Origin of the sequence: Planobispora rosea (assembly GCF_014648175.1) — a bacterium.
In the GTDB taxonomy this organism is placed as follows: domain Bacteria; phylum Actinomycetota; class Actinomycetes; order Streptosporangiales; family Streptosporangiaceae; genus Planobispora; species Planobispora rosea.
The window spans coordinates 13,804-26,045 of record NZ_BMQP01000022.1 but is presented as its reverse complement, the minus strand read 5'-3'; the positions used below and the strand labels follow the sequence as shown (position 1 = coordinate 26,045).

Here is a 12,242-nt window from a genome sequence, read left to right as displayed (position 1 = left end):
GCCCTGAGTAGACTCCAGGAAGAGACCATGCTGAACTCCGCCAGTCTACCTGCCTGAATATCTACCTGCCTGAATACCCGGCTAGGCGCAGCTCGGAGCCCATGACCGTGGTCACGGCTAGCTAGCCTACCCAGGCCCGCGGCGCACGTCAAAACGACTCTCTTCCGCGTTCCGGTAGGTCACAGCGAGTGTCCCGGCCGGAGACCGGAGAGAGACGCCCCCTTCGAGGGGGTGACGCCGTCCGCATCGGGCTCGACGAGAAGTATATCCCCCGAGACGTCCCCGGGCCCGCCGACCCCCCGTCGCGAACCCCGGAAGGAGCCGCCGGGCAGGCCTCAGCCCCCGGTGACCACGCACTCGATGAGCGAGTTGCCCCAGTCATGCGGCGGCAGCGGCGTCACCGTCCGCAGTTCCAGTCCGGCACGCTCGGCCAGCGCGGCGAACTCGTCCCCGGTGCGTTCCCGCCCGCCGAAGTACACGAGCATGCACAGGTCCATCTGTGTCACCGCCCGCTGGTCCCGCCCGCCTCCGGCCATCAGCTCACACAGCAGTATCCGGCCGCCCGGCCCGGCGGCCTCCGCGCAGCGGCGCAGGATCGCGACCGCCGAGGAGTCGTCCCAGTCGTGCACGATCGAACTCAGCAGATAGGTGTCGGCACCCTTCACCGGCAACGGTTCGAAGAAGTCCCCCGCCCGGAACTCGCAGCGGTCCGCAACGCCCGCCGACGCCAGCACCGCCCCGGCGGCCTCGGCGGACGAGGGCCGGTCCACGACAGTGCCGCGCAGATGCCGATGCGCGGCCAGGACACACGACAGCAGGGTGCCGTTGCCGCCGCCGACGTCCACCACATGCCGGGAACGGCTCCAGTCGAGCGCGGCGAGGGTGGTCGCCGCCCAGTCGCGCTTGCCGCCCATCAGGGCGTCGTACGCGGCGGCGAGCTCGGGCCGGCCGGCGAGGTCGTCCCAGAAGCCCCGTCCATGGATCATCGGGTATCCGGGCCTGCCGGTGAGCACGACGTCCAGCAGCGACCCGAACGCCAGGTCCGCGCGGCCGATCGGGCCGGTGAGGTCCAGCCAGTCGCGCAACCGCTCCGGGCGGTCGCCGCGCAGCAGCTCCGCGGCCGGGCTCAGGGCGAAACGCCCCGGTGACGGTTCGCGGAAGATGTCCCGCGCGACCAGGTAGCGCAGCAACCGCGTCAGTGCCGCCTCATCGGCCCCCGCGGCCGCGGCGAGTGCGGCCGCGGAATCCGTTCCGGCCGCGATGCGGTCGGCCAGCCTCAGCGTCGCCGCGACCCGGACGGCCATGGGCGTCGCCAGGTCCGCGGCGGCGAGCACCGTGCGCATCGCCTCCACTCAGGACACCCAGCCCATCGCGGCGAACGTACGGGACAGCACGCTCGACCGGTCGTCGTCCGCGAGGCGGATGCCGGTGCGGTCCACCACCAGATCGCCGAACCTGTTGACCTGCCTCAGGAACGCGTTCAGGTCGGGCTCCTCGCACGCCGCGCGTAACGACATGCCGGTGCGGCGCTGGAAGGTGACCGCGTCGATCCCCTCCGAGGTGCCCAGCGCCCTGGGCAGCCATTGCACGGTGAGCGATCCGGTGGCGGCCGGCAGGTTCACCTCGAACTCCCCCGGCTTGCTGGTGAAGTCCCGCATCCGGCCGCGGCCGTTCAGCAGGTAGCGCTGATTGATCAGCGAGTTGGCGCCCGTCCCGAAGCCGATCCAGTCCATGCTGAGCCGGTAGTACGCCTCGTCTGCGAGGCACCTCGGCACGCCGAAGTACGAGACCGCGTACTCGGGGTGCCCCGCCGCGGCCAGCATGTCCGCGGCGAGCCGGTACGACCGCAGCTGATGCTCCAGCAGGATCTCGGTACCGCTGCGCTCGATCTGCTTGCGCATCACCGTGCCCTCGGTCGCCCGGTACGAGTAGACCGAGAAGTGGTTCACCGGCAGGTCGAGCGCCCGCCGGATCATCTCCTCGACCTCCTCCAGTGACTGGTCCGGGAAACCGACGATCAGATCGATGTTGATGTTGTCGAACCCCGCCGCGTGCGCGGCCTCGACGCTCTGCACGGCCTGGCCCGCGGAGTGCGCGCGGCCGATGCGGCGCAGCCTCGTCTCGTCGAACGACTGCACGCCGAGGCTCACCCGGTCGAAGCCGAGGTCGCGCATGAACGTCAGCTTGGCGAGGTCCACCGACTCGGGACTGCCTTCGATCGTCGCCTCGGCCAGGGAGGACAGGTCGAGCTCCGCCGCCAGGCACGCGTAGGTCTGCTCGATCTCCCGTTCGGTGAGAACGGTCGCCGTGCCCCCGCCCCAGTACATGACCTCGCTGCGGTAACCGGCCTCCCGCAGGGCGGGGGCGTGGATGCGGATCTGGGTGCGCAGCGCCTCCAGGTAGTCGATCCGGCCCGCTGACACGGGAGTGAGCCGCAGGTCGGAGACCGGGACGTCCACCACCCAGTCGCAGAAGTGGCATTTGGAGTTGCAGAACGGGACGTTGACGTAGAGCAGCAACGGCTCGTCCGTCTTCGGCCCGGTCAGCGGAAGTGCGTTTGTGATCGCTTCAGTGGTCATGACTGCCTCCCACCATGCTCAGCCCCTGCCGGGTGAGCGCTTCGATCCCGGCGATGCCGTCGGGTCCGGCGACGAACGCCTCAAGTTCCAGGAACATGATCGAGGTCGGCCGGGTGCCGACCGGTCCGGTGGCTCCGTCGGGCAGCAGCGGGATCTTGTCCCGGTCGAACGACGACATCGACTCCACCAGGTAGACCGCGCCCCACAGCCGTTTCCTCTCGTCGGAGAACCACGCCTTGAAGCGCATCCCCGGCAGCCTGGAGTAATCGTCCGCCGCCCGGTCGTGCACCCAGGCGCGCAGTTCGGCGAAGTCGATGGCGGAGTCCTTCAGGTCGAACGCGACGATCACCACGTACATGGCGGATCCTTCCTGCTCACGGGAACGGGTGCGGATCGGTGGTCCGTACGGTCTCCAGCCGCGGCAGGTTTCCCAGCCGCCGGTGCCGATGGCCGAACGTCATCGGCAACGCGCCGGGCACCAGCACCTTCACGCAGCGGAATCCGCCCGCCAGGTGCTCGGGGGTGGTCTGGTCGACCACCACCACGTCCATTCCGGCCGCCAGCACCGCATCGATCATGGCCCGCAGGTCCGCGGTGAGGTCGTCACCGGTGAACCGGTCCGTGCCGAACCCCGCCTTCGGGCCGTCGGCGCGGCCGATGAGGAAGTCCAGCCGGTCCGCCGCCTCCGGCGCGGCGTAGAGGATCGAGTGGTCGTGCATGGTGACGACCTCCTCCGGGTCGCGGACCATGGCCTGCGCCCGCTCCCGCTGCTGCGGGTAGCGGCGGATCACATCCGCCAGCAGCGGTCCCAGTTCGCTGAGGGCGTTCATCGTGGCCTTCTCCAGCGTGAGCGCCGAGCCGGCGGCGTGGGCGGTGGCGGGTTGGTCCGGGCGGCGTTCGGCGTCCACCGCCATGACCCACACGCTCGGGATGCCGTGTTCCGCCGTGGTGTCGAAGCACAGCACCCGATGTCCCGTCTCAGCAGTGATCGCGGCGACCTGCATCGGCAGCACCGGGTCGGCCGCCAGCGCGGGGTCCAGCACCGGGACCTGCCGCCGGGCATGCCAGGTGAGCAGGAACGCGTCGCGTTCGACGACCTCCAGCAGGCCGTGGAGGATCGCCTCCTCCAGACACGAGCCGAGCGCGCATCCGTTGGAGACCTCGAAGACGAACGGCTTCTCGCCGTCGGGCATGTGCCGGGCGTAGTAGTAGACCTGATTCTCCGGCACCAGGACGGGCCGCGACTGCGCGAACGAGTAGCCCCACACCCATCGGCACACCGTGTCCTCGGTGAACCGGCGGAACTCGAAGTCGGGACGGTCGTAGTTCTCCTCCGGATGCGTGCCGAACCCATCGGGGTGGACGGCGTCACCGGCGATGTCGCGGTAGGCGGACCTGATCACCGTGCGGCGGCCCCCGGGACTCACGCCGCCGTAGCGTTCCAGCGCCTCCAGCACGGCGGTGAGCTTGCTGGCGCGGTAGTTCCGGGTGCGGCCGACGCCCGGTTCGAGGCCGTTGCCCGCGCGGATCGGCAGCATCGCGCTCGCCACCGTGAGACCGCCCTGCACGCCGGTCTTCAGCGGGCGGATCATGCCGGTCCGGCCGTCCACGTAGGTCTCCAAGAGCGCGTCGAGCTCGATCTCCCTGGTCCGCGGGCTGCCGCCGAGCTTGCGCCGGGACCGGAGGGTGAGCTCCGCCGGGGCGTCCGGCGGCAGGTCCCCGCAGTGCGCGCACAGCGGATCCGGCAGGAACCGGTGCCGGGTGATCTCCAGGGTCATCAGGTCGATCTCCAGCACGGCGTTCACGGTCCGGGGCTCCGCGTCGGCCGCCAGCGCGGCGGCCTCGCTCGCGACCAGGGTGTGGACCAGGTCGGTGGCGAGCGGGGTGAGCCACTGACTCGCTGCCGGGGTGTGCAGGGCGCGCACGGCTTCGGCCTTGCGGGCGTCGGGCTGGACGCGCCTCTCCCGGACGCGCACGCATTCCCGGCACCCCGGCACGCCCGGCCGTTCCAGCGGGCCGACGGTGATCCGGCCCAGTTCCGTCCGGACCGGGAGCCTCGGGCCTTTCTCCAGCGCGACGGTCAGTTCGCCGCTGTCCGGCACACGGATCATCAGCACACCACCTGGACGACGAAGGGCAGGGCCGCGTGCACGGCCGGGTCGTGGTCGAGCGGCACCGCCAGCGGACGGCGGCCCTGCTCGGCCAGTCTCGCCACGAGCGTGGGCACATCGGTGCCCGGCCGCCGGGGCGCCAGGTGATCCCCCTGAAGCGCCGGGGACGGGGGCGCGCACGGCGCCGGGGCGTAGACCGGCTGATCGTTGATCTCGGCCTGGCGGACCAGCAGCAGGTCGCGGAGGCATGCGGCCACGGCGGCCTCGATCGTCAGGGCCGCACCGCACGCGGTGGCCCCGCCGGAGAGCGTCCCGACCACCGTGGGCGCACCCAGCGGTCCGGTGACGTCGTACACGGCCGGCTTCTCGCCGAGCGCGCGGATCATCGCCAGGCAGTACTCCGGCGCCTCCGTCAGGTCCACCCGCCCGAACGGCTCGGTGACGTGCGCGATCCCGTCGAGGGTGAGCGCGGCCGCGTGGGCGGTCAGGCCCGCGGCGACCGCCTCGTCCCATGAGTACGCCGCCGCGGCACCACGCGACGCGCCGAAGACGGTCTCCGCCGGCACCAGGCGTGCCGTGTGGTCCACCAGGTCGTAGGCGTGCACGTGGCCGTCGATCAGCCGCCGTTCGTCGAGCGTCAGCGTGCCGGCGCGCGCCAGGGCCGCGAGCGCCGCCCGGTAGCGGGCCTCCTCGAAGGTGAAACCGGCGCCGGTGACCACCGGCCTGGGCGCGTCGCCCAGTCTCCCGCACGGGTCGGACACCGTGGTCGCCGTGACGTGCAGCGGCAACTGCGCGAGATCGCCCTCGTCGATCTCGGCGAACAGTCCGGTTCTCCCGTCCATCAGCCCCTTGGCCCGCCGGGAGAACTCCTCCTCGCTCACCGCGGGGGCGGTGCGCAGCGAGGTGATCCGGTCGAGGAACGCGGCCTCGTCCAGCGGTTCGGCGGGCAGGTCGAGCGGGTGCGGAATGATCGGATGCGTGGTGCTCGCCATGGTCCGCGGGTCGAACACCACCAGCCGGGGCGCGGTCTCCTCGCGCAGACCGGTCAGGAGCCGGAACACGTCGTGCGCCACCTGGTTCGCCACCACCTTGGCCGCCACCGGGTCCGGAGGGCCGGCCGCCGGGACCGGACCTGCCAGTGCCCGGTGCCTGCGCCAGGCGCTCGCCAAGCCACCGCCCCGGGCCGCGGGCTGCCACCAGATGCCGTCCGCCACGGGCATGACCTGCGCCAGCAGGGCTCCGGACGCGGCGCAGAGCCGCTCCAGCCGTACGGCTCGCTCCGGTTCGGCGCGGTCGGCCACGTGTACCACGACCTGGGCGGTGCCCACCTCGTCGGCCATCTCGACCTTCCGCAGTCCCGCGGCGGCGCACGCGCGGCTCAGCTCGGCCGCCAGCGGGTCCGATCCGATGATCACGGTCGGGGTGTCGAGGACGTTTTCGAGGACGTGGCCGGGTGAGTCGCTGAAGTAGCCGAGATAGGACAGCAGTCCGCGGTACTCGTGGCGTTCGGCGTCGGTGAGCGTGTCCGGCGTGCCGGGGCCGACCATGCGCACCAGGCCGCGCTCGGCGAGGACGCCGACGAGTTTGGTGACGAACGCGGCCCGGTCGGCGGGCAGGCCCGCGGTGAGCCGGTCGAGGGTGCGGGTGCCGTCGAGCAGCGGCGCGAGGCGGTCGAGCCACTGGTGCACCGTAGGACCGGCGATGAACGTCTCGCCCTGGTGGCTGATGAAGTAGACGCCGCCGTCGACCTCGGCGTAGTACGCGTCGGGGCGCAGCAGGACGTTCAGAGCTGCCATGTCGCGAGCTCCTTCCTACGGCTGCCGATCATGAATTCCCCGACCGCGCACTCGGTGAGCCGGTCCCGGTCGGTGGCGCCGGTGAACGCCAGGTCGTCGCCGCTGCCCAGCGCACAGGGGGCCAGGCCCATGGCGGTCGCGACCGCGTACATCGTCTGCTGCAGCACGCCGACGTGCTTGAGCATCAGGGCGTAGCCCATGGCCTCGTACTTCCACATGATGCGGCCGACCCGTGCGCTGATCACGAGCAGCACCTGGGGCGGCGCCTTCGTCACGGACGACTCGGTGGCGACCTTCAGCAACCTGCGCACCGACGGGTGGCCCAGCGGCTGGACGGGGCGGAGCAGGTGGTCATGGGCGTCGTAGTGGTACATGCCCGCCGTCAGGTCCGCGGCCAGCCGGACGATCGGGTACACCTCCAGCTCGTACGCGGACCCGCCGCCGGGATAGGGCTTGCTGGAGTACTCGAACCCCTCGATGGTGCGGAGCAGGCGCACCCGTGCGCAGCGGTAGAGGAACTCACCCAGCTGCTCGGCGGTGATCGGGGCGTCGTCGTCGTGGTCGCGGACGCTCTCCCGGTCCTCCAGCACGGTCGTGAGCGTCGGATCGGTGCGGCGGAGCGTCGCGAGATCCGGCCGTGCGAGGGGGACGGCCTCGCCGGGGTAGGGCGACGGCCGCGCGGGCGGGGGCTCGTGCACGCCGCGCGCCCAGAAGGTGCCGCCGAAGTGGGCGCCGCCGAACCAGCCGCGGTTGCCGAGCCTGCTGCGTTCGTGGAACCACAGTTCGTGCGTGCTCCACTGCCGCCGTTCGAACGGCTCCCGCTCCTCCTCCTCCGCCACCAGCATCCCGGCGGCGACCAGATCGGCGCGCACCGCCGCGGCGGCGTCGGCGGGCAGCCCCGCGTCACCGGACGGGTCGGCGAGCAGCGCGGCCACCGCGGGGTCGTGCACGCGGATGTCGCACCACGAGCCGGGCATCTCCAGCACCAGCCCCTCCGGGGTGTTCCGCAGCACCGCGAAGCGGGACAGCCTCAGCTCCCCCGCGGGCGCCGGAGCCTCGGTGGGCGCGGCGAGCGGAGTGACCGTGTAGAGGTCGCGTCCCGCGCAGGAGACCGTCCTGGAGAGCCAGCCGCCCGCGCGCAACCGGTCCAGCGTGGCCGACATGCCGGGCTCGTCGACCGGCACCGGTCCTTCGGCCAGCGCGTCCAGCAACGCCAGCAGCTGCGGGGACGCATGCCCGAGCATCGCGGTGTGCGGCCAGGCCGCGAGCATGAGGTCGCCGTTGGCCGCGGTGGCGCGGTAGACGCCGGACCGCAGCGCCCACCGGTGCGCCACGACCGAATCAGCCTGTACTGACATCACATGCCTCCTACGGCGATCTCGATGGCGGACACCCCGTACTCCTCCTCGACCGCCGAGGCGGCGAAGTGGCACAGCAGCGACCGCTGCACGGCGGTCACCCCCAGCCGGGACATCTGCAGGTACGTCAGGTTGAGCAGCAGCCGGTACCGGCGGAACGACGGTGACCGCAGCACCTCGTCGTGCCAGGTCCGGTTGGCGCGTAACGCCCGGTGGAACTCGGTGTCCGGCTCGGCGGCCGCGGTCGGTGAGGCGGGCTCGACCGTCAGGGCGCCGGACGCGATCAACTCGTCGCCGCGGCCGGCGAACCCGTCGAGCAACCCGGTCCAGGCCCGGCCGCGCGGGGTCCCGGTGACCACGGCGGCGACCTGCGCGCGCAACGCCTCCGCGCGGGTGCGGTACTCGGCCTCCCAGCGCTCGCGCAGGCCGGCGGCGCCGGCCAGGAACGCCTCGGCGTGTGAGCGGAACGACACGAACCCGCCGGTGATGCCGCCCTCGGCGTGGGCGTGCGCCGCCGCGATCATCAGCTCGAACGCCAGCCCCAGCCGGGACTCCCCCGCCACCACCGCGTCGAGCTGGTCGAACGCCGCGGTGCTGGCGGCGGCGTGGAAGTCGTGGAACAGATCCTCGGCCGCCGCGCTGCCCAGCACGTGCACGCGGGACCGCGGCACGGCCCGGTGCAGCGTGTTGTCGTCGTAGAAGGGCAGCAGCGGCTCGTCGATCTGCTCGGCGAGGGCCAGGCGGCGGTGCTGGGGCAGCAGCCGGTCCGGGTCGATCCCGGTGCGGGACGGGTGGGCGCGCAGGTGGGTGCCCAGCACCTCCCGCACCCGCTCCCACGAGGGTTCCGGGTGGTCGAACCAGAGCTCCAGATGCGGGCCGCGTACCCAGTGCCGCTGGAACCAGCCGCGGCCGGGGCTCTCCGAGAGCAGCGGCCGCGCCGCCAGGATCAGCCGGTCGAGATCCGGGTCGTGGTAGGCCACGTCAAAGCGTCGCCAGGTCACCGTCACCTCCGCACCGAAACGGTCTCGGGGAAGCCGTCTCACGCAACGCCCGTACGGCGAGCAGCCGCAGGCGCACCTCGGCCGCCATGGACACGCCCAGCCGGTTGGCCGCCAGGTGAGCGCAGTTGTCGAGCACCCGCAGCCGGTCCGGTCCGGCCAGCGCGGCGCCGAGCCGCGCGAACGTCGCCGCCCACGCGTGCAGGCTGGTGCCGGGATGATCCGGCCTCGGTTCGAGGCCGCGCAGCGAGCCGGCCAGTCGCACGACCCGCTCCCGCACGCCGGCGAACTCTCGTTCCACCCGGTCCTCGGGCAGGTCGTGACCACCGCGCCAGCCCCGGCACAACGTCTCGGCCGCGCCGGGCAGCCGTTCCTCCGGCACCCCGGCGGCGTACCAGGCCAGCAGCAGGATGCCCAGCACGGCGAGTTCCCGCTGGTTGCCGGTCGGTGAGCGGCCGATGATGTCCAGCGCGGACCGGCTGGATTCGACGAAGTGCCGCTCGACGGCGCGTAACGTCTCCCCGGTGCCGTATTTGCCGGTCTCGGGCCGGTAGGGCACGAACTCCACGGAGTTGTTCGGCCGGAGCGATGTGAGGTGGTGCGTCATGCCCTCGCGGTCGGCCAGCACCGCGGCGACCCGGGCGTACTCCTGCTGGGTCATGGTCTCCGGTGCGGGATGCGCGGCGAAGTACGCGTTCATGTGGTCGGCGACGACGGCCTCGTCGGCTCCGCGCAGCCGCAGCCGCACGTGGCTGCCTCCGTCCCAGTAGCGCAGGAAGAAGAAGTCGGTGCCGAGCGCGCGCACCAGCGGCGCCACCGCGTCCCGCAACATCATGTCGAGGTCGCCACGGTAGTGCAGGTGCGCTCCGAGCCAGGTCGGCTGGTCAGGCATCAGCCGTCCCTCCGGTGTCGATCTCGATGTGGTACTCGGTCACGTGGGCCGGAGCGCCTTCGGCCAGGGGGTCCGGCAGGGCCTCGTCGATGACGACGGCGGCGTTCGAGCGTGCCTCCCGCTCGAACAGGGTCGTCAGGTGCCAGGAGGCGAAATCGACGTACAGGGGTTTGCGGGCCTTGCCGAACGCGGCGCCGGGGCTCCAGCCGCGGACGAAGCACCGTTCGGGGATGCCTTCGGCGTGCCGCCACCGGGCGAGGGCGAGCAGATGGTCTCCGTCCGATCCCGAATGGTCCGCGTCCGGTCCCGAACGGGCGGGCACCCGGTCGGCGGGCACGGTCCAGCGGGCACGCTGCACGATGACGCCGCCCACGGACACGCGGGGGAACCGCCGGGTCGCGGCGGTTCCGGCGAGGTCTCGCAGGGAGATCAGCGGGGGGACGCTCGGGTGGAACAGGTAGGTGGGCGCGAAGGCGCGTTCGAGGAACCCGGCCACGGCGGGCAGCGCCAGCTCGCCCATCATGCCGAGGTGCACCGGTTCGATCCGCCCGAACCGCTCGCTGTGCAGGAAGGCCAGATCGGTCTCCGGATCGTGGACGACCATGAGCTCGCCGAGACGGATCCGATGGCCGGGGTCGCGGCCGGAGGCCGCGCCGGGATGGTCGATCTCCAGGAGCGTGCTCGGCGTGCGGGTGTTGAGCGCCGAACCGAACCTCCCGCCGATCTCGGCCAGGGGCGGGCCCGGCCGCGCGGGGCGCTCCGGTGCGGCGCCCGCCCGGCCGAGGAGGTGGTGGAGGCGTCCGGACGCCCGGCCGTGTCCGGCGTGGACGGCGTTCAGCACGACCTTCCCGGGCTCTCCGGGAAGGAGCTGCAGGTAGAAGCCGACGGAGGCGGGTGAGGTCAGCCACGCGGGCCAGTCGGCGGTGTCGTCCAGGACCTCCCGGCGGTCGAGAGCGCCCGAGCGGGCCAGCCCGCGGGCCCGCTCCCGGAGGCGGTCCAGCTCGCGCAGGCGTGGGCTGCCGGTCAGGTCGGAGAACCACGGCATCGCGGCCGGTCCGAACAAGTGGGGCAAGGCCGCCGTGGCCTGCCGGCACACCAGCAGGAACGGTGTCCGGGAACCGGGGCCGAAGTGCTCCCGGCAGTACGCGCCCACGCTCACCCGGACGGGGATCTTCCAGTCGAACACCGACAGCCATCGGCGGACGGCGTCCAGATCGGCGAGCACGTCGTCGGGCAGCGCCGGCGGCGCCGGTCTGCCGACGCCGACCTCGACCTCGTGCGCGGGTTCGGCGGGCGGGTCGATGCCGAGACGTTCCGCCACGGCGGTGAGCGCGGCGGCGGTCCTCTCCCGGCGCCGCCGGTGGGCGTCCGGGCCGGACGGTCCGGAGGGTCCGGAGCGGCCATGCCGTCCGAGCCGTACGGGACGCAACGCGGCCGACAGCTCGCGCAGTTCGGGAAGGTCCGCCCAGCGGGCCCAGGCGCCGAACGGGTCGTGATCGTCGTCGGTGACCGGCGGGCACGGCACCAGCAGCTGCGCCGTCACCATCCGGGAGACGAACCGGGCGGCCTCGCCGGGGTCGGCACCCGCCTCGGTCAGCAGCCCGGCCAGCCGGGGCGCGGTGGGCCGGGACTCGGCGTGCCGCAGGCAGAGCTCGACCGCGGGCACCCGCCCGACCGTGGCGATCCGCTCCCCGGTCTGCCCGGACACGAACATCAGCGCGTCGCCGGCCTCGGTCAGGCTCGGGTTGGGACGCAACGGCACCCGGTCAGCCAGCCGCGGGTCGGCGAGCAACGCGTCACGGACGGCGTCGAGGAACGCGCCGGACGGCTCGGTCACCTCGACGGACTCCGGTGCGCCCATGCCGTCGTCGCTCCAGCCGGTGAGCGCGCTCACCATGAAGGAGCCGAACGGGCTGGTCTTGGCCGAGGCGCGCGCGAGGTATTTGACGAGTCTGAGCACCTTTCCGGGCCGGGGCGGGCGGTCCGGGTCGGCCAGCCAGCGGTCGAGCGTGCCGGACAGTTCGGCGCCGGACAGGAACAGGCCCCGCCGGAACGCGGGGTCGGCGCAGGCCGCGCGTACGTGGCCGAGCACGTCGGCGCGTTCCTTCGTCAGCAGGTCGTCGAGTTCGCGGCGCCGTCCGTCCCATTCCGCCCGTGCCCGCGCCCACGCGGTGATCCGGCCGGCCAGGGGCTCCGGCAGGGGGCACCGTTCGATCAGTCGCGCGGAGGGGCGGCGACGTCCGGGGGCGAGCGCGCGTCGCAGGCCGACCAGCGCGGCGCGCGCGGGTCCGGCGTCGCCGATCAGCTCGAAGAGGTCGTCGGAGAGCACGGCGGCCTCGGCCGTCAGCCGGTGGTCCTCCGCGATGAGATGCGTGACGAGTGCGGCGGAGTGCGGCAGGCGCAGTCCGCCGAGAACGGCCGCGGGCACCCCCGCGACCCGGACCACGATCTCGTGGCCTTTCTCCACACGCATCGTCTCCCCCTCGCAGGCGGAGTGCCGCCGGCCGA

General features: G+C 72.8%; 9 protein-coding genes. All 9 read right to left on the bottom strand.

Features of this window, described 5'->3' with window-relative positions; genetic code table 11:
* Nucleotides 1-335: 335 nt before the first annotated feature.
* From IEZ08_RS21695 to IEZ08_RS21655, 9 genes are read right to left on the bottom strand one after another with little or no spacing between them, the layout of a single operon-like run.
* The gene (locus IEZ08_RS21695; protein WP_068921162.1) at nucleotides 336-1,343 is read right to left on the bottom strand and encodes a methyltransferase; all 1,008 of its coding nucleotides are present in this window, start codon (nucleotides 1,341-1,343) and stop codon (nucleotides 336-338) included.
* Between the two features lie 9 nt (nucleotides 1,344-1,352).
* The gene (locus IEZ08_RS21690) at nucleotides 1,353-2,579 is read right to left on the bottom strand and encodes a coproporphyrinogen-III oxidase family protein (protein WP_068921161.1); all 1,227 of its coding nucleotides are present in this window, start codon (nucleotides 2,577-2,579) and stop codon (nucleotides 1,353-1,355) included.
* Nucleotides 2,569-2,937: a hypothetical protein gene (locus tag IEZ08_RS21685; RefSeq protein WP_068921160.1), complete on the bottom strand. Its 369-nt coding sequence runs from the start codon at nucleotides 2,935-2,937 to the stop codon at nucleotides 2,569-2,571. Before IEZ08_RS21685 ends, IEZ08_RS21690 begins: the two co-directional genes overlap by 11 nt.
* Before the next feature lie 16 nt (nucleotides 2,938-2,953).
* Entirely contained in the window at nucleotides 2,954-4,690 is a 1,737-nt protein-coding gene (locus tag IEZ08_RS21680) for a TOMM precursor leader peptide-binding protein (protein WP_189242799.1), read from the bottom strand.
* Complete coding sequence (locus IEZ08_RS21675) at nucleotides 4,690-6,486, bottom strand: hypothetical protein (RefSeq protein ID WP_068921158.1); 1,797 nt, start codon at nucleotides 6,484-6,486, stop codon at nucleotides 4,690-4,692. The genes IEZ08_RS21680 and IEZ08_RS21675 overlap by 1 nt, the downstream gene beginning before the upstream one ends.
* Complete coding sequence (locus IEZ08_RS21670; protein ID WP_068921157.1) at nucleotides 6,474-7,844, bottom strand: SagB family peptide dehydrogenase; 1,371 nt, start codon at nucleotides 7,842-7,844, stop codon at nucleotides 6,474-6,476. The genes IEZ08_RS21675 and IEZ08_RS21670 overlap by 13 nt, the downstream gene beginning before the upstream one ends.
* Nucleotides 7,844-8,845, bottom strand: a complete 1,002-nt coding sequence (locus IEZ08_RS21665; RefSeq protein ID WP_189242798.1) for a thiopeptide maturation pyridine synthase — start codon at nucleotides 8,843-8,845, stop codon at nucleotides 7,844-7,846. The genes IEZ08_RS21670 and IEZ08_RS21665 overlap by 1 nt, the downstream gene beginning before the upstream one ends.
* On the bottom strand, nucleotides 8,826-9,734 hold the full coding sequence (locus tag IEZ08_RS21660) for a thiopeptide-type bacteriocin biosynthesis protein (RefSeq protein ID WP_189242797.1): 909 nt from the start codon (nucleotides 9,732-9,734) through the stop codon (nucleotides 8,826-8,828). The genes IEZ08_RS21665 and IEZ08_RS21660 overlap by 20 nt, the downstream gene beginning before the upstream one ends.
* Nucleotides 9,727-12,207, bottom strand: a complete 2,481-nt coding sequence (locus IEZ08_RS21655) for a lantibiotic dehydratase (RefSeq protein WP_189242796.1) — start codon at nucleotides 12,205-12,207, stop codon at nucleotides 9,727-9,729. Before IEZ08_RS21655 ends, IEZ08_RS21660 begins: the two co-directional genes overlap by 8 nt.
* Between the last annotated feature and the right edge of the window lie 35 nt (nucleotides 12,208-12,242).